This is a genomic window from Streptomyces sp. TLI_171 (assembly GCF_003610255.1).
In the GTDB taxonomy this organism is placed as follows: domain Bacteria; phylum Actinomycetota; class Actinomycetes; order Streptomycetales; family Streptomycetaceae; genus Kitasatospora.
This window is the reverse complement of the sequence record NZ_RAPS01000001.1, coordinates 3,458,218-3,473,887: the sequence shown is the minus strand read 5'-3', so window position 1 is coordinate 3,473,887 and position 15,670 is coordinate 3,458,218. Positions and strand designations below refer to the sequence as shown.

The following is a 15,670-nucleotide window of genomic DNA, read 5'->3' as shown; positions in this document are numbered from 1 at the left end:
GGCGACGGACAGCGGCACAGCCGGAGTGTGACCGTGTGCACAGAACGGCCTTGCGCGGCAAGGCCTTCGGTGCTTCAGCGGATGGCTGCCCGGCCTGCCATTCGGCGGAGGACCTCGGGTTTCAGGACGACGATCCCGCGCCGCTCGGTGCGCACGATGCCGCGTTCCCGCAGGCCCTTCAGCAGCCGGGCCACCGCCTCCCGGGAGGCTCCGACCGATCCGGCCAGCTCGCTCTGCGTCAGCCCGGGGGAGAGGTGGACGCCGTCGCCGGAGTCGAGCCCGTGGGTGTGCAGCAGTTCCAGCAGGAGCAGGGCGAGGCGCTCCTGGACGGTAAGCGCGGCGAACTGGACGCGGCGCCGGTCGCTGTCCCGGGTCCGGTCCGCGGTGAGGGCGAGGAGTTGCCGGGTCAGGGAGGGGCGTTCGTCGAGCAGGCGGATGAAGCTGACCGAGTCGATCGCCAGTGCCTCCGTCGCAGACAGCGCGGTCACCGTGGCCGCTCGGGTCCGTCCGCTGAAGGTGGCTGCCTCCCCGACGATGTCGCCCGGGCCGCGGAGGGCGAGCAGCGCCTCGTACCCGTTCACCGAGGCGGAGGTGACCTTCGTCCAGCCGGACAGCAGGACGAGCACATGCGAGGAGGGCTCGTGTTCCCGCAGCAGGACGTGGCGGGCCGGGTAGACCAACCGGTTCCCGGCTCCGAGCAGGGCCTCCCGATCCGCGGACTCTAACCTTGCCGCGAAGGGAACCCGGTCCTCGAACTCCACCCCTGCGTCCTCCGCTCCCTCGCACGGCCCCCTCGGGCCGTCCGCACGGCACTTGTTCCGGTGCAGAGGGTACGGCGTGTGCGGGGTTCGCGACGGCCAGTAGCGGAATTGGGTCACGCCGGCTTTCAGTCGCCCGTCGCGTCGTAGCCGCGGCGGGCGGCCTCGACCTGCGGGAGGTGGCGGGTCTGCCAGGCGGTGAGGGCGGCGAACAGCGGGGCGAGGGTGCGGGCCAGCGGGGTGACGGCGTACTCCACGCGGGGCGGGATCTCCCGGTGGTAGGTGCGGGTGACCAGGCCGTGCCGTTCGAGGTGGCGGAGGCGGTCGGTGAGCATCTTCGGGTTGATGTCGCCGATCCGGCGCTGGAGTTCGACGAAGCGCTGCGGTCCGTGGTGGTCGAGGGTCCACAGCACGGGGGTGGTCCAGCGGCTGTGGACCAGTCCGACGACGGCGGCGACGGGGCAGTTCGGGGACGGCACCCGATCCCTCCGGAAGGTAGTGGCTTTCATCTAGGTACCTAGTATCACCAGGATGTTAACGTCGCGGAGGCGAACAGCCGCAGGATGAACAAGTCCGGTCATTTGTAAGGGAGTTGGGGAACGTGATCGTGGTGACGGGGGCAACCGGGAACGTCGGGCGACCGCTGGTGGCGGAGCTCGCGGCGGCGGGGGAGCAGGTGCTGGCGGTCTCCCGGAACATCACCGGCGAGGGGCTGCCGGCGGGAGTCGCGGCGGCCCGGGCGAACCTGGCGGAGTTCGCGCAGCTGCGCCCGGTGCTGGCCGGCGCGAAGGCGCTGTTCCTGATGCTGGCGCCGGAGTTGAACGCCCCGGGCGCACCTGCGGCCGAGCTGCTGGAGCTGGTCGCGGCGGCGGGGGTGCGCCGGGTGGTGCTGCTGTCCTCGCTGGTCGCCGGCACCCGGCCGGCGGAGCGGTGGCACGGCCGGATGCGCGAGTTCGAGGCGGCGGTCCGGGTCGCCGGGCCGGAGTGGACGGTCCTGCGGCCGGGCGCTTTCGCGTCCAACGCCTACGCCTGGGCGGAGTCGGTGCGGGAGCGGCGCACGGTGCTCGCCCCGTTCGGCGAGGTCGCGATGCCGGTGCTGGACCCGGCGGACGTGGCGGCCGTCGCCGCGGCGGCGCTGCGCGAGGACGGGCACCGGGGCCGGGTGTGGACCCTGAGCGGCCCGGAGCCGATCACCCCGCGCCGCCAGGCCGAGGTGCTGGGCGAACTCCTCGGCGAGAAGGTCGAGTTCGTGGAGCAGACCCGCGAGCAGGCGCGGGCCCACCTGGTCCGCTTCATGCCGCCGCAGGTCGCCGACGGCTCGCTGGAGGTGCTGGGTGCGCCGCTGCCCGAGGAGTCCGCGGTGCGCCCGGACGTCGAACGGGTGCTGGGCCGTCCGGCGCGCAGCTTCGCCGACTGGGCGGCGGGGGCGCTGCCGGCCTTTCGCCGAGCCCCCGCCGCCCGCCCGGCTCAGGCCCCGGCTCAGGCCGAGACGGCCGCGTAACGGGCACTGACGTCCTGCCAGTTGACGACGTCCCAGAGGCGGGTGACGTAGTCGGGACGGACGTTGCGGTACTGCAGGTAGTAGGCGTGCTCCCAGGCGTCGAAGGCGAGCAGCGGGGTGGTGCCCTGGCCGACGTTGCCGTGGTGGTCGTAGACCTGCTCGACGATCAGGCGCTTGCCGAGCGGCTCCCAGGAGAGGATCCCCCAGCCGGAGCCCTGGACGCCGACCGTGGCGGCGGTGAGCTGCTTCCGGAAGGCGTCGAAGGAGCCGAAGTGCTCGGTGATCGCGTCGGCGAGGGCGCCCTCGGGGCGGTCGCCGCCGTCGGGCGAGAGGTTCTCCCAGAACAGGGAGTGCAGCACGTGGCCGGAGAGGTGGAAGCCGAGGGTCTTCTGCAGGCCGACCAGCGAGCCGAACTGCTCCTTGTCGCGGGCCTCGGCGAGCTGGTCCAGGGTCTGGTTGGCGCCGTTGACGTAGGCCAGGTGGTGCTTGGAGTGGTGCAGCTCCAGGATCTCGGCGGACATCGCCCGCTCCAGGGCCGAGTAGTCGTACGGCAGGTCAGGCAGCGTGTAGGCACCCATGGCTGAGCAGCCCTTCTCGTTCGACGGAGGGTCGGTTGCGAGAGCCACCTTATTGCACATTAGTTGCAACAGCGATAACAGATCATCAATGTGCCGACGGCCCGTCAGGCGGGTTCGCCGTACGCCTCCGCGCGCAGCCGGTCCTCGGACGCGCCGCGCCGCCAGTAGCCGGTGAAGGACACCGCCCGCTTGTCGACGCCGCGCTCGCGCACCAGGTGCCGGCGCAGCTCCTTGACCGTGCCGGACTCCCCGGCGAGCCAGGCGTACGGGGCGCCGGCCGGCAGCTCGGCCTCCCGGAGGGCCGTCAGCAGACCGGACGGGGAGCCGGGTTCGCGGATCAGCCAGGTGACGTCCACCTCGCCGGCGCCGGTCAGCTCCTGGACGTCGGCGGCGTCCGGCACCTCGATCCACACCAGGGCGCGAGTGCCGGCCGGCAGCCAGTCCAGGATGCCGCCGACCGCGGGCAGCGCCGTCTCGTCGGCGGCCAGCAGCACGAAGTCGGCGTCCGCGGGCGGGCGGAAGCCCACCGAGCGGTTGTCGGCGACGGCCGGGCCGAGCAGCACCACCCGCGCGCCGGGCTCCGCGTCGGCGGCCCAGCGGGCGGCCGGGCCGGCCGGGGCGTGGTCGGCCGGGTCGGTGCCGTGCAGCGCGAAGTCGACCTCCACCTCGGGCGGCGAGCTGCGCTGCGCCCGGACGGTGTACGAGCGCATCACGGCCCGCTCCTGCTCGGGGACGGCCCGCCAGGCCCGGAACCAGCCCTCGCCCTCCTGGTGGGGGAGCAGCGGCGCCTCCTGCCCGGGGTGCGGCAGGAACAGCGAGAAGGACTGGTCCCGCCCGCCGCTCGCGAACCCGTGCAGCGCCTCGCCGCCGAAGGTGACCCGCAGCATGGTCGGGCCGAGCCGGCGGGTGCGCACCACCTGCGCCGGGAAGAAGTCGTACTCCTGGGCCTGGCCGGTCATGTGAGGGTCCTTCAGCTCAGCTTGCGGGACTTCTGGACCGCGGCGGTCAGCCGCTCGATCAGCGGGGCGAACCCCGCGTAGGAGAACCGCGGCACCGCGTCCCAGGGGGTGATCTGCTCGGCCTTCACCGCGGGCAGCTGGCCCCAGGCGGGCTTGGCGGTCAGGTCCTTGGGCTGCAGGGCGGTGGAGCGCTGGTCGAGCAGCAGGACGTCGGCCCGGTACTTGCCGGCGTTCTCCCAGCTCAGACCCTCGTAGTAGTCGCCGCCGTCGGTCTTCTCCGGCTGGATGAACTCCACGCCCAGCTCGGCGAAGTAGATCAGGTCGCAGGAGACCTTCGGGTTGGAGACGTAGAACAGGTCGGCGCTGCCGGAGCAGGCCATCACCTTGATGCCGCCGGCCGCCTTGACCGCCTGGCGCAGCTCCTCGGACGCCTTCTCGAACCGGGTCCTGGCGTCGACCACCTTCTGCGCCTTCAGGTCGGCGCCCAGCGACTCGGCGAGCTTGGCGTAGTGCTCGATCGGCTGGGTGATGGTGACCCGGCCGGTGGAGATCAGCACCTGCGGGGCGAGCTGCAGGATCTTGTCCTTGGACTCGTCCGGCACGTACCAGTACGCGTCCTTGTCGTACATGTGGGTGACCAGCAGCTCGGGGCGCAGCGCCGCGTACTTCTCGATCGAGAACTCGCCCCAGGCGTTGCCGAGGATCTCGACCTTGTCGACGTCCAGGCTGCCGGCCTGCGGGTCGGCCTTGCCGTCGGAGGTCCTGGTCTCGCCGAAGACGCCGACCAGCTGCTTGTCCAGGCCGAAGTCGGCGAGCGCCGCGGCGGCGCCGGTGAACGCCACCACCCGGGACGGGGTGGTCTTCGCGGTGACGGCCGTGCCGCGGTCGTCGGTGAAGGTCCACGGGCCGCTGCCCTCCGCCGACTCGGCCCCGCCGTCGGAGGACTTGGAGCCGGACGAGCCACAGGCGGCGAGCACCGCGCCGAGGGCGGTGGCTCCACCCGCGGCGAGCAGGCCGCGGCGGGTCAGGCTGGAGGAAGACGGCATGGCGGTACCTCGGTTCGGGCGTGGTGCGGGGGCAGGGCGGAGCAGCACGCCGACGGGGGGACGCCGGGGTGCGGGTACCCGGCGGCTGCCGCCGGGGTTACGCAGGTTAACCTAACCTAAGTACCGGCACGGAGAGCCCCCGGGGGTCCCGCCGGCCCGTCCCCGACCGATCCGGAGCACCCTTGAGCACCACCGGCTCCCTCCCGATGCCCGGCGCCGCCCCCGCCCGCCGCGGCTCGCCCCGCGTGCTCGGCCTGGCCGCCGGGCTGCTCGTGCTGAGCGCCGTCCTGGTGCTCAGCCTCGGCCTCGGCGCACGGCAGTTGAGCCCCGCCGAGGTCTGGCGCGGACTCCTCGACCCGAACGCCCCCGGGTACACCGCCGTCCACGAGATGCGCCTGCCGCGCACCCTGCTCGGCCTGCTGGCCGGCGTCGCCCTCGGCCTGGCCGGCGGCGTCATGCAGGCGCTCACCCGCAACCCGCTCGCCGACCCCGGCCTGCTCGGCATCAACGCCGGCGCCTCCGCCGCCGTCGCCAGCGCCGCCGCCTTCCTCGGCGTCAGCTCCTTCACCGGCTACGTCTGGTGGGCGCTGGCCGGCGCCGCCACCGTCTCCGTCCTGGTGTACGCCGTCGGCGGCGGACGCGGCGCCACCCCCGCCCGGCTCGCCCTGGCCGGCGCCGCGCTGAACGCCACCCTGTACTCGTACGTCAGCGCCGTGATGCTGCTGGACACCGCCTCGCTCGACAAGATGCGCTTCTGGACGGTCGGTTCGCTCGCGAGCGCCCAACCCTCCACCGTGCTCGGCGTCCTCCCGTTCGTCGCCGTCGGCACGCTGGTCGCGCTCGCGCTGGCCCGCCCGCTCAACGCGCTCGCGCTCGGCGACGACGCGGCCCGCGCGCTCGGCGCCCGACCCGCCCGGATCCGGGCCGCCGCGATCGTCGCCGTCACCCTGCTGTGCGGCGCCGCCACCGCCGCCTGCGGCCCGATCGTCTTCGTCGGCCTGATGGTCCCGCACCTGGTCCGCGCCCTCACCGGCCCCGACCTGCGCTGGCTCCTCCCGTACTGCGCCGTGCTCGCCCCCGTGCTGCTGCTGGGCGCCGACGTCCTCGGCCGCGTCCTCGGCCGGCCCGGCGAACTCCAGGTCGGCATCGTCACCGCCGTGCTCGGCGGCCCGTTCTTCCTCCACTTCGCCCGACGGGGGAAGGCCCGCGCATGAAGACGCTCAGAGTCGCCCGGTTCTCCGTCCGCTACCGCCCCCGGGCGCTCGCCGCCTGCGCGGGAGCGGTGCTGGTGGCGTCGGCCTTCGCCGTGCTCGCGCTCGGGCGCGGGGACTACCCGATCGCGCCGGGGGAGGTGGTCCGGACCCTGCTGGGGGACGGCAGCCCCGCGGAGGACTTCATCGTCAACCAGTTGCGGCTGCCCCGGGTCGCCACCGCGCTGCTGGTCGGCGCGGCCCTCGCGCTGGCCGGCGCGCTGTTCCAGACCCTGGTGCGCAACCCGCTCGGCAGCCCCGACATCCTCGGCTTCACCCAGGGCGCCTCCACCGGCGCGCTGCTGGTCGTGGTGGGCGGCGGCTCCAGCGCCGCGCTGGCCGGCGGCGCCGTGGTCGGCGGACTCGTCACCGGCGCCGCGATCTACGCGCTGGCCTGGCGCGGCGGGGTGCAGGGCGCCCGGCTGGTGCTGGTCGGCATCGGCACCGCCGCGATCCTCACCGGCGTCAACGGCTACCTGCTGACCCGCACCCAGCTGATGGACGCCGCCCGGGCGGTGCTCTGGCTGACCGGCAGCCTGGACGGCCGCGGCTGGGAGCACGCCCGCCCGTTGGCGATCGCGCTCGCCGTGCTGGTCCCGCTGGTGCTGATCGGCTGCGGCCCCGCGCTCCGCGCCCTGGAACTGGGCGACGCCGCGGCCGGCGGCCTCGGCGTGCGCCCGGAACGGCTGCGGATCGCCCTGCTCGGCTCCGCCGTGCTGCTCGCCTCGCTCGCCGCGGCCGCCGCCGGACCGGTCAACTTCCTCGCCCTGACCGCCCCTCAGCTGGCCCGCCGGATCACCGGAGCGCCCGGACCCAACCTGGGCGCGTCGATGTGCACCGGGGCGGCCCTGCTGGTCACCGCAGACTTCGCCGCGCAGCACCTGTTCGGCGACCGCCAACTCCCGGTCGGCGTGGTCACCGGCGTCCTCGGCGGCGGCTACCTGGTCTGGCTGCTCGCCACCCAGCGCCGCGCCGGCCGACTGTGAGCACCACCGCCCGTCCGCCCGTCCCCGCCCCGATCGGAGCCCTCATGGCCCAGCCCGCCGAGCCGCGCCTGGCCGGCCGCGACCTCACCCTCGCCTACGACCGGCGCACCATCGCCGAGGGCCTGACCGTCGACATCCCCGACCACTCCTTCACGGTGGTGGTCGGCCCCAACGCGTGCGGCAAGTCCACCCTGCTGCGCGCACTGTCCCGCACCCTCAAGCCGGTCGCCGGGACGGTGCTGCTGGACGGGCAGTCGATCGCCGCGCTGCCCGCCAAGCAGGTCGCCCGCACCCTCGGGCTGCTCCCGCAGTCCTCGATCGCCCCGGACGGCATCACGGTCGCCGAACTGGTCTCCCGCGGCCGCTACCCGCACCAGGGCGTGCTGCGCCAGTGGTCGGCCGAGGACGAGCGGGTGGTCGCCGAGGCGATGGCCGACACCGGCGTCGCGGAACTCGCCGACCGCCCGGTGGACGAGCTGTCCGGCGGCCAGCGCCAGCGCGTCTGGATCGCCATGGCGCTCGCCCAGCAGACCCCGCTGCTGCTGCTCGACGAGCCCACCACCTACCTGGACATCGCCCACCAGGTCGAGGTCCTCGACCTGTGCGCCCGGCTGCACCAGGAGCAGGGCCGCACCCTGGTCGCCGTGCTGCACGACCTCAACCAGGCGGCCCGCTACGCCACCCACCTGGTGGCGCTGCGCGACGGCCGGCTGGTCGCCGCCGGGCCGCCGCGGGAGGTGGTCACCGCCGAACTCGTCGAGGAGGTGTTCCGGCTGCCCTGCCGGGTCATCCCGGACCCGGAGACCGGCACCCCGCTGGTGGTCCCGGCCGCCAACCGCCGTGCGGTCGGCAGGACTTGACGCCGGATCACGGCAGCAGCGCCGCCACGGACTCCACGGTGTCCGCCTCGGCGGCGCTCTTGTCCTCCCGGTAGCGCACCACCCGGGCGAACCGCAGCGTCACCCCGTCCGGGTAGCGGGAGGAGCGCTGCACCCCGTCGAAGGCGATCTCCACCACCAGCTCCGGCCGCACCACCACGCCCCAGCGCTCCTCACGCAGCGCGAGCTCCCGCAGCCGGGCGGTCTGCCACTCCAGCAGGCTGTCCGTCATCCCCTTGAACGTCTTCCCCAGCATCGCGAACGACCCGTCCGCCCGGCGCGCCCCCAGGTGCAGGTTCGACAGCCGCCCGGTGCGCCGCCCGTGCCCCCACTCCGCCGCCAGCACGACCAGGTCCAGGGTGTGCACGGGCTTCACCTTCAGCCAGGACGAGCCGCGCCGCCCCGCGCTGTACGGGGCGTCCAGCGCCTTCACGACCACCCCCTCGTGCCGGTGCTCGTCCGTCGCCGCCCGGGTGAACTCCCGCGCCAGCCGTCGCAGGTCGGGATCGGCCGGATCGTTCACCAGCAGCCGCCGGACCCGGGACCGCTCCGGCACCAGTGCGGCCAGCACCGCGTGCCGCTCGGCCGCGGGCTCGTCCAGCAGCTCCCGGTCGCCGGCCACCAGCACGTCGAAGTACACCGCGGACAGCGGCAGTTCGCCCTGCTCGGAGCCCACCCGTCCGGCGGTCTGCTGGAACGGCCGCGGCCGCCCCTCCTCGTCGAGCGCCAGCACCTCGCCGTCCAGCACCAGCCGCTGCTCCGCCAACTCGCGCACGCCCGCCACCACTTCGGGCAGTCGCTCGGTGATGTCGGCGAGCGTCCTGGTGTAGACGCGGACCTGCGCGCCGTCCCGGTGCACCTGGATCCGCACCCCGTCCAGCTTCTCCTCCACCGCGCACGGGCCCAGCCGGTCCACCGCCTCGTCCACGTCCTTCGCGCTCTGCGCCAGCATCGGCTGCACCGCCCGGCCCACCGTCAGCCGGAACTCCGCCAGCGCCGCCGGCCCCTGCTCCACCAACCGCCCCGCCAGCGGGCCGAGTTCGCCCGACACCATGAGCGCCCGCCGGACCAGCTCCGGCGGCGCGCCGACCGCCGCCGCCAGCCCCTCCACCGCCACCGCGTCCAGCGCGCCCTGCCGCAGCTCCCCGGACAGCAGGCCGAGCAGGAACTCCTGCTCCTGTTCCGTCGCCAATCCCATCAACTCGGCCACCAGCCGCCGCCGTTCGGCCTGCGACCCGGGGCCGGCGAGCGCTGCCAGCCCGGTCAGCCGGCGATCCAGCTCCAGCACCTCCAGGCTCGCCGTCCCCGCCGCCGGCGGCCGCTCCCGCAAGGTCTGCCAGCCCACCCCCACCTTCCGCTGCGGCAGCCGCCCCGCCAGGTACGCCACCACCACCGGCGCCTCCGCGGCCGACACCCGCCCGAACAGCTCCCCCAGCACCCGGACCTTCTCCGACCGCCCCGCCGTCCCCGCCAGCCGCGCCGACACCCCGGCCACCTCCGCCACCAACATCCCGACCACCCTCCACCGCACGGCCCCGACCCTCACCGTACGCACGCGCCCGGGAGACCCGCCGTCCGAAAGGCCGACCTTCGCCGTGGTTCGGTCGGATACTGGCGGTATGCGCCTGAATGCTGAGAACCCGGAGTTTCCCGAGGACGACGACGAGCAGTCCCCGGCCGTGCTGGAGGCCCCCGACCAGGACCGGTCGGCGCTGGAGCCGGACGTGGACGACCTGGAGGTGTTGCGGCGGCAGCGCGAACTGGGGGCCGAGCCCGCGGACGAGGGGGACGCGGTCGAGCAGGTGCGGGAGGTCGGCGTGGAGGACGAGGACCACCGCGAGGACTGAGCGGCGGCCCTCAGATCGCCCGGCGGCGCTGCAGCCAGGCGAACGCGACCCAGCCCGGCAGCACCGGCAGCACGAAGGTGAGCAGCCGGAACAGCACCACCGCCGCCAGCGCGGTGAGGTTGTCCATGTGGCCGGTCTGCGCCAGCATGCCCGACATCAGCGCCTCCACCCCGCCCACGCCGCCCGGCGTGGGCGCGGCGTTGCCGACCGCGTTTCCGGCCAGGAAGCTCACCGCGACGGCGTTGAACCCCGGGTACACGCCGACCGCCCGCGCCGAGCAGTACAGGCACATCACGAAGCACATCGACACCAACAGCTGCCCGGCCACGCCGGTGGCCAGTTTGCCGGGCTGCTGGGCCAGGTCGATCAGCCGCGGCAGCACCTCGGAGCGCAGCGGCCGCAGCAGGGTCTGCACCCGCTGCCGGAGCCACGGCACCGCGGCCACCGACAGCGTCACCACCGCCCCGCCGGCCGCGACCAGGGCGATCAGCCAGCCGACCGACAGGCCGGACGACTCGGAGTTCAGCGGTTCGCTCTCCACCCCGACCAGCGCGGTGAACACCGCGAGCTGCAGCATGTGCAGCACCAGGCCGAACAGCTGGGTCGCGCCGATGCTGGCCAACGCCTGGGCCGTGGGGATGCCCGCGCACTGCAGGTAGCGGGTGTTCAGGGCCAGGCCGCCGACTCCGCCGGGGGAGGCCATCTTGACGAAGGAGCCGGCGGTCTGGGCGGCCAGCGTGGTCCGGAAGGACAGCTTCTCCGGGACGAAGCCGCTGAACGCGAAGGTCGCGACCGGATAGCTGAGGGCGGCCCAGAACACCGCGGCGGCCAGCCACAGCGGGTTGGCGTCGGCCACCAGCGCGATCGGGTTGACGTCGCCGGTGAAGAGGGTCTGCAGGAGCACCCAGCCACCGGCGATCCCCGCGACCACCGTCAGCAGGGTGCGCGGCCGCAGCCGCTCCAGCCGGATCGGCTCGGCGGCGGCCTGCGGCATCCGCCGCTGCACCTCGGCCCGCAGCTCCCCGGCCAGCTCCTTGTGCCGGCCGAGCGCGGCCCGGGTGGCCCGGGGGAGCGCGATCGGCTGCAGCAGCGGCAGCGCCGCGCCGACCGGCCCGGGGCCGAGCACCTCGATCGCCGCCCGCACCGCCCGCTCCGGTCCGGCGTGCACGGCCAGCACGGCCAGCAGCCCGGCGACGTCCAGGCGCAGCAGCAGCTCGCTCGCCGCGATCTCGCCGCGGGCCAGCCCGACCAGGTGCACCCGGCCCTCGGCGTCCAGCAGCACGGTCTCCGGGGCCAGCGAGCGGTGCGCGATCCTGCGCCGCTGCAGCAGGGCCAACTGCTGCCAGGCGTCCCGTAGTTCCGCGTCGGTGGGCTGCGCGGAGCCGTCCTCGGCGTGGTCGCCGAACAGTTCGGCGAACGGCCGGGCGTCGATCCGCCGGTAGGCCACCAGTGCGGCGTCCGCGTCGAGCTCGACGGCGGCGACCGGCGTCCGGGTGCGGGCGCCGGCGGCCGACGCGGCGTGGCCCAGCAGGGTCTGGTGCTCCAGCCCGGCGCGCAGCGGGCGCAGGCCGAGCGGGCGGGGGGCGGTGCGCAGGCGCAGGGCCAGCCACAGGGCGCCGAGCAGCCCGCTGGCCTGGGCGTGCCGGTCGAGCAGGTGGACGTCCAGTTCGGGGCCGCCGTGCTGGGTGACCAGGTAGCGGCTCGGCCCGACCGCCAGCACCGCGTCCGGCCGCACCCCGGAAGCGGCCAGCGCGGCGGCGATCTGCGCCTCGCTGGGGCTGCCGACCGGCTCGCCGACGGCGTACCGGGTGGCGTGCGCGGTGGTCCAGCCGAGCAGCAGGGCCAGCACCAGCGACAGCGGGGTGGCGTACCCGGTGATCAGCCCGGACAGGCCCGACAGTGCGAGCGTCACCCCCAGCGCGGTGCGCCAGCGCCGCAGTCCGGCGGTGCCGACGGCGGTCATGAACGCCACCACCGGTGCCAGGTGCCCGTACACCGGGTCGGTGCGGCCGACCCCGCCGGGCAGCGCGTGGGTGAGCGTGGTGAGGTTTCCGGCCAGCAGGTCCAGGGCGAGCGACAGCCCGTAGGCGAGGACGGCGGCGAGCACGCCGTCGGCGATCCGGCGGCCGTCGGCGCGCACCAGCCGGTCCACGGCGAACCCGAGCGGCACCGCCAGCAGGGCCCCGCCGCAGAGCGCGGCGGCCAGCTTCACGGGCGGCCAGGGCAGCAGGTCGGCGCCGCGTGCGACGTCGGTGTCCAGGCCGAGCGCGGAGGACCGGGCGTACTCGGCCAGCAGCAGCACCAGGGCGATCCAGCACAGCCCGGCGAGCAGCCGGATCAGCGCGGCGGGGTGCCGGACGCGGTCCGCCTGCCAGGCGCCCCGAGCTGGTCCTGCCGTCCGGGGGTCCTGGGATTCGTCGGCTTGTATCACCGTGGCCACGCGGCATGGTCCCACACCGTCCGTGGCCTGATCTGGCCTTTTCGGGAAGGGCGCGCCAAGTCCCGGGGTGTATTGCCGCTGATAACGGGCATATCGGACGGACGAAGGGAGGTCGGCGATGACCAAGCGATCGACCGACAGGACGAGCATGCTCCGACTGGGCGCCGAGGAGCTGCTGGAGAGCCGCACCATGGCAGCCGATCCCGCACCGCTCGCCCCGGAACCGCACGCCGACAACGGGCTCGCCGCCCGCACCGGCCCCTACTTCGGCGACGCCGTGTTCAGCCACGGCGGACGCCGAACAGCGGAGACGGCCGGCCCGGCCGACGGCCCCGCCACCCACACCGAACTGCCGGGCCACCGGCACCGCGGGGCAGAACGGCACTCGGCGCACTGAACCCCCGGCGGGGGTGGGAGAGTGGGGCCGCACGTTCCCGTCCCCGCCGAAGGAGCGCCATGGCCGACGCCCCCGAGTTCGCCTCCCGCGAGGAGTGGCTCGCCTCCCTGCACCGCGTGTACGCCGCCGCGGGCTGCCTGATCACCGACCCCGACGGCCGCGTCCTGATCGTCAAGGCCGGCTACCGCGACGCCTGGCAGTTCGTCGGCGGCACCGTCGACCTCGGCGAGAACCCGCGCCAGTGCGCCACCCGTGAACTCCACGAGGAGACCGGCCTGCACCGCGAGGCCGGCGAACTCCTGGTCGTCGCCTGGACCAACCCCAGCGGCGAACTCGAGCACCCCGCCTGCCACTTCCTCTTCGACCTCGGCACCCTGCCCGCCGACACCCCCGTCGCCCTCCCGCCCGGCGAACTCGACTCCTACCGCTGGGCGGCCGTCCCGAAGCCCTCGCGCTGCTCGGCCCGGCCCGGGCGCTCCGCCTCGAAGCCGGCCTCGCCGCCCGGGCGGACGGCCGCACCCGCGTCGTGACCGCCCCCGCCTCCGGGTTCTGAGGCGGGCGCAGGGGCCGACCTGCCGCTACGGCTTGCGCCAGACGTAGGCCGCCGAGACCGGCTGTCCGCGGTGGCGCTCCCACTTGGGCTTGAGGGCGATCCACTGCTCGCCGACGACCTCCTCGCGCATCTCGGCGAGCTGCCAGCCCGCCGCCAGCCCGGCCGTGAGGTGGTCGCTGACCAGGTGCACGTGGGTGGTGATGGCCACCGGGCCGTCGGGACCATCGTAGTGGGTGGGCATGCCGGCGGCCATGATGAAGGCGGGGTGTAGGCCGACCAGCGTGAACAGGCCACCGGGGCGGACCAGGCGGTGGGCCTCGCGGTAGAGCGGCGCGAGGTCGGCGAGGTGCTCGTCGACGAGCGAGCAGGCGGCGAGGTCGTACCCGGCCGTCGGCAGCCCGGTCGAGGCGAGGTCGCCCTCGACCAGCTGCCGGTGCGCGCCGCGCTCGCGGGCCCGGCCGAGCATCTCGGGCGTGAGGTCGACGCCGTCGACGGCCCCGACGCCGCGCCCGCGCAGCCAGGCGCCGGTGCGCCCGGTGCCGCAGCCGAGGTCGACCGCGAGGCGGGCCTCGCCCCAGGCGGGGACGGCGAGCCGGGCCAGCACGTCGACGTCCATCGCGTCCTCGACGGTCTGCTCGTAGCTGTCGACCCAGCCGGCGTAGCCGGTGCGGACGTCGACGGTCGGGTAGCCGCGGGTGTCGTACACGGAGAAGTCCACCATGTCGGGCAGTATCGCCCGAACCTCCCGGCCCGACGAGCGAATTACGGACCGACCAGCCGGGCCCGGACGGCGGCGACGTCCCCGGCGGGGAGCCACCGGTCGGCGTCGAACTCGGCGAGCACCGCGTGCAGCGCCTGTTCGGCCGTGGTGCCGGCGTCGGCGAGGACCCGGGCGATGCCGGCCTCCTCCTCGGGGCGGTCGAGGATGGTCCACAGCGGGCGCAGGTTGGGCGCGGACAGCAGGTAGTCCTCGGCGACCGCGGCGGGGGTCGCCCCGGCGAGGGCGAGCAGGACCAGCGCGGCGAGGCCGGTGCGGTCGCGGCCGGCGCCGCAGTGCACCACGACCACGCCCTCGCGGGCCCGGGCGACCGCGGCGATCAGTTCGGCGACGGCGTGCCGGCAGTGGTCGAGGTAGGGGCGGAAGGCCAGCGGGGTGCCGTCCAGGGCGCCGAACCGGGACCACCAGTCGGCGCCGGCCAGCGCGTCGAGCGGGACCCGGACCAGGTCGACGCCGTGCGGCGCGGGCAGCAGCGGCCGGTACTCGACGGGGTCGCGCAGGTCGATGACGGTGCGCACGCCGTAGTCGAGCAGGGCGTTCTGGCCTTCGGCGGTGAGCCGGTCGAGGTTGTCGGCGCGGACGACCGCGCGGCTGCGGGTGCGCCGGCCGTCCAGGGTGGGCAGGCCGCCGAGGTCGCGGACGTTCAGGCAGCCGTCCCAGTCCAGCTGCCGGTCCTCGTGGAGTATCGCGCCCGTCCCCGTCATCCTTGCCCCCGAAAGTCCCACCGGGGCACTCCTGCCCCACTGCTGACACAGACTCAGTCCGGTTCCGGATGGTTCCCGGGGCCCTGGTCGGCGACGGGGCCGGGGTCGTCGCGGCCCGGGAACTCCCAGAGCGTCCGCCCGAGCGTGTCCCGTACCCGCACCGCCGCGAAGCGCCGGTCCCGCGCGGACAGGAAGCCGCGCGCGGCCCCCGCCAGCACGGCGTGCGCGGCCGGGTCGTGGCGGCTCCACGCACCGTGCAACTCCAGTACGCCGGAGGCGAGTTCGGCGCGCTGGATGCGGGCGACGGAGGCGGTGGCGAGGGCTCCGTTGACGCCGTCGAGCTCGGCCTGGCCGAGGTAGCGCTCGCGGTCCTCGGGGCGCAGCCGGCGGCGCAGTTCGGGCAGTGCGTAGCCGCGGACGGCGGCCACCGAGTCCTCGACGGCGACCAGCCAGCGCGGGCCGGGCGCGATCTCCCACCACACCTCGCCGCCGACCGGCAGCAGGTCGCCGATCGGGGCGCGCCAGCGTTCGAGGCCGGTGGGGGCGTTGGCGTCGGGGCGGATCCGGCGGCGGTCCCAGACGGCCTTGTCGGTGACGGAGAGGTTCAGGGTGTAGCGCACCCGCCCGTCGGAGGGTTCGGCGTGCACGCCGAGCACCGCCCAGCGGTCGCGGTCGGGCAGCGAGAAGGAGTGCCGCCAGCCGTGGAAGCCGAGGGAGCGCAGCGCGGGCGCGAAGTGCTCGCGGATCCCCGTGGTGTACAGCTCCTGGGCGGTGCGCATCACGGCTCCGGCCTCCTGGTCCGCTCGGCTGGCAGGTGAAGAGTGAGGGAGAAATGTCCCTCTTTTGCACGGTATGGCGGGGGAGTGGGGCGAATCCGCGGGCGAACGGCAGCAGTCGACGGGACCAAGGTCCGGCCGCCCCCGGGTCCTGCGCCCCGCCCTGACGCACCGTCGGGAGGCCCGGCTCCGCACCGCGCCCACACGGGGCGGTTACCG

Annotated in this window: 17 protein-coding genes; 7 read left to right on the top strand and 10 right to left on the bottom strand. The window is 75.0% G+C overall.

The window, feature by feature from the left end; genetic code table 11:
• Positions 1–74: 74 nt before the first annotated feature.
• Positions 75–761 (bottom strand): Crp/Fnr family transcriptional regulator, encoded by a 687-nt coding sequence (locus BX266_RS15860; protein WP_099900424.1) that lies wholly within the window; start codon positions 759–761, stop codon positions 75–77.
• Between the two features lie 125 nt (positions 762–886).
• Positions 887–1,267 (bottom strand): helix-turn-helix domain-containing protein, encoded by a 381-nt coding sequence (locus BX266_RS15855; protein ID WP_099900422.1) that lies wholly within the window; start codon positions 1,265–1,267, stop codon positions 887–889.
• Between the two features lie 92 nt (positions 1,268–1,359).
• Between BX266_RS15855 and BX266_RS15850 the strand changes: the two genes are divergently transcribed.
• Positions 1,360–2,259: an NAD(P)H-binding protein gene (locus BX266_RS15850; protein ID WP_099900420.1), complete on the top strand. Its 900-nt coding sequence runs from the start codon at positions 1,360–1,362 to the stop codon at positions 2,257–2,259.
• Here BX266_RS15850 and BX266_RS15845 read toward each other — a convergent pair.
• The 3 genes from BX266_RS15845 to BX266_RS15835 form a co-directional block, all read right to left on the bottom strand.
• Positions 2,238–2,837 (bottom strand): superoxide dismutase, encoded by a 600-nt coding sequence (locus BX266_RS15845; protein ID WP_099900418.1) that lies wholly within the window; start codon positions 2,835–2,837, stop codon positions 2,238–2,240. The two genes, BX266_RS15850 and BX266_RS15845, sit on opposite strands and share 22 nt — an antisense overlap.
• A gap of 104 nt (positions 2,838–2,941) precedes the next feature.
• Positions 2,942–3,796 (bottom strand): siderophore-interacting protein, encoded by an 855-nt coding sequence (locus tag BX266_RS15840; protein WP_099900417.1) that lies wholly within the window; start codon positions 3,794–3,796, stop codon positions 2,942–2,944.
• 11 nt (positions 3,797–3,807) lie between these two features.
• Positions 3,808–4,842, bottom strand: coding sequence for an ABC transporter substrate-binding protein (locus BX266_RS15835; RefSeq protein WP_099900415.1), 1,035 nt, complete (start codon positions 4,840–4,842; stop codon positions 3,808–3,810).
• Between the two features lie 206 nt (positions 4,843–5,048).
• On the opposite strand from BX266_RS15835, the gene BX266_RS15830 reads away from it, so the two are divergent.
• Genes BX266_RS15830 through BX266_RS15820 form a run of 3 tightly spaced genes read left to right on the top strand, consistent with a single transcriptional unit; the run spans position 5,049 to position 7,938 of the window.
• Positions 5,049–6,056: an iron ABC transporter permease gene (locus BX266_RS15830; protein WP_099907918.1), complete on the top strand. Its 1,008-nt coding sequence runs from the start codon at positions 5,049–5,051 to the stop codon at positions 6,054–6,056.
• Complete coding sequence (locus tag BX266_RS15825) at positions 6,053–7,078, top strand: iron chelate uptake ABC transporter family permease subunit (RefSeq protein WP_099900413.1); 1,026 nt, start codon at positions 6,053–6,055, stop codon at positions 7,076–7,078. Before BX266_RS15830 ends, BX266_RS15825 begins: the two co-directional genes overlap by 4 nt.
• Before the next feature lie 44 nt (positions 7,079–7,122).
• Positions 7,123–7,938: an ABC transporter ATP-binding protein gene (locus BX266_RS15820; protein WP_099900411.1), complete on the top strand. Its 816-nt coding sequence runs from the start codon at positions 7,123–7,125 to the stop codon at positions 7,936–7,938.
• 7 nt (positions 7,939–7,945) lie between these two features.
• Here the strand turns inward: BX266_RS15820 and BX266_RS15815 are convergent, their stop codons facing one another.
• Positions 7,946–9,466, bottom strand: a complete 1,521-nt coding sequence (locus tag BX266_RS15815; RefSeq protein ID WP_099900409.1) for an ATP-dependent DNA ligase — start codon at positions 9,464–9,466, stop codon at positions 7,946–7,948.
• A gap of 109 nt (positions 9,467–9,575) precedes the next feature.
• Here BX266_RS15815 and BX266_RS15810 point away from each other — a divergent pair, with 109 nt between their 5' ends.
• Positions 9,576–9,803 carry a hypothetical protein gene (locus tag BX266_RS15810; RefSeq protein ID WP_099900408.1) on the top strand — a complete coding sequence of 76 codons (228 nt, stop codon included), beginning with the start codon at positions 9,576–9,578 and terminating at the stop codon, positions 9,801–9,803.
• Positions 9,804–9,813: 10 nt separating this feature from the next.
• On the opposite strand, the gene BX266_RS15805 is transcribed toward BX266_RS15810, so the two are convergent.
• The gene (locus tag BX266_RS15805) at positions 9,814–12,243 is read right to left on the bottom strand and encodes a lysylphosphatidylglycerol synthase transmembrane domain-containing protein (RefSeq protein WP_099900406.1); all 2,430 of its coding nucleotides are present in this window, start codon (positions 12,241–12,243) and stop codon (positions 9,814–9,816) included.
• A 118-nt stretch (positions 12,244–12,361) separates the two neighbouring features.
• On the opposite strand from BX266_RS15805, the gene BX266_RS15800 reads away from it, so the two are divergent.
• On the top strand, positions 12,362–12,640 hold the full coding sequence (locus tag BX266_RS15800) for a hypothetical protein (protein ID WP_143686941.1): 279 nt from the start codon (positions 12,362–12,364) through the stop codon (positions 12,638–12,640).
• Between the two features lie 59 nt (positions 12,641–12,699).
• Positions 12,700–13,170, top strand: a complete 471-nt coding sequence (locus BX266_RS15795) for an NUDIX hydrolase (protein WP_120314376.1) — start codon at positions 12,700–12,702, stop codon at positions 13,168–13,170.
• Between the two features lie 48 nt (positions 13,171–13,218).
• Here the strand turns inward: BX266_RS15795 and BX266_RS15790 are convergent, their stop codons facing one another.
• Genes BX266_RS15790 through BX266_RS15780 form a run of 3 tightly spaced genes read right to left on the bottom strand, consistent with a single transcriptional unit; the run spans position 13,219 to position 15,454 of the window.
• On the bottom strand, positions 13,219–13,914 hold the full coding sequence (locus tag BX266_RS15790) for a class I SAM-dependent methyltransferase (protein ID WP_099900400.1): 696 nt from the start codon (positions 13,912–13,914) through the stop codon (positions 13,219–13,221).
• A gap of 41 nt (positions 13,915–13,955) precedes the next feature.
• Positions 13,956–14,675, bottom strand: a complete 720-nt coding sequence (locus BX266_RS15785; protein WP_099900398.1) for a tyrosine-protein phosphatase — start codon at positions 14,673–14,675, stop codon at positions 13,956–13,958.
• Positions 14,676–14,728: 53 nt separating this feature from the next.
• Complete coding sequence (locus tag BX266_RS15780) at positions 14,729–15,454, bottom strand: hypothetical protein (RefSeq protein WP_099900396.1); 726 nt, start codon at positions 15,452–15,454, stop codon at positions 14,729–14,731.
• Positions 15,455–15,670 lie beyond the last annotated feature (216 nt).

Bases quoted from the DNA above. Each gene is read 5' to 3' on its own strand.
- BX266_RS15855 (WP_099900422.1), bottom strand. From the start codon at position 1,267: ATGAAAGCCACTACCTTCCGGAGGGATCGGGTGCCGTCCCCGAACTGC.
- BX266_RS15845 (WP_099900418.1), bottom strand. From the start codon at position 2,837: ATGGGTGCCTACACGCTGCCTGACCTGCCGTACGACTACTCGGCCCTG.
- BX266_RS15840 (WP_099900417.1), bottom strand. From the start codon at position 3,796: ATGACCGGCCAGGCCCAGGAGTACGACTTCTTCCCGGCGCAGGTGGTG.
- BX266_RS15835 (WP_099900415.1), bottom strand. From the start codon at position 4,842: ATGCCGTCTTCCTCCAGCCTGACCCGCCGCGGCCTGCTCGCCGCGGGT.
- BX266_RS15830 (WP_099907918.1), top strand. From the start codon at position 5,049: ATGCCCGGCGCCGCCCCCGCCCGCCGCGGCTCGCCCCGCGTGCTCGGC.
- BX266_RS15825 (WP_099900413.1), top strand. From the start codon at position 6,053: ATGAAGACGCTCAGAGTCGCCCGGTTCTCCGTCCGCTACCGCCCCCGG.
- BX266_RS15820 (WP_099900411.1), top strand. From the start codon at position 7,123: ATGGCCCAGCCCGCCGAGCCGCGCCTGGCCGGCCGCGACCTCACCCTC.
- BX266_RS15815 (WP_099900409.1), bottom strand. From the start codon at position 9,466: ATGTTGGTGGCGGAGGTGGCCGGGGTGTCGGCGCGGCTGGCGGGGACG.
- BX266_RS15810 (WP_099900408.1), top strand. From the start codon at position 9,576: ATGCGCCTGAATGCTGAGAACCCGGAGTTTCCCGAGGACGACGACGAG.
- BX266_RS15800 (WP_143686941.1), top strand. From the start codon at position 12,362: ATGACCAAGCGATCGACCGACAGGACGAGCATGCTCCGACTGGGCGCC.
- BX266_RS15795 (WP_120314376.1), top strand. From the start codon at position 12,700: ATGGCCGACGCCCCCGAGTTCGCCTCCCGCGAGGAGTGGCTCGCCTCC.
- BX266_RS15790 (WP_099900400.1), bottom strand. From the start codon at position 13,914: ATGGTGGACTTCTCCGTGTACGACACCCGCGGCTACCCGACCGTCGAC.
- BX266_RS15785 (WP_099900398.1), bottom strand. From the start codon at position 14,675: ATGACGGGGACGGGCGCGATACTCCACGAGGACCGGCAGCTGGACTGG.
- BX266_RS15780 (WP_099900396.1), bottom strand. From the start codon at position 15,454: ATGCGCACCGCCCAGGAGCTGTACACCACGGGGATCCGCGAGCACTTC.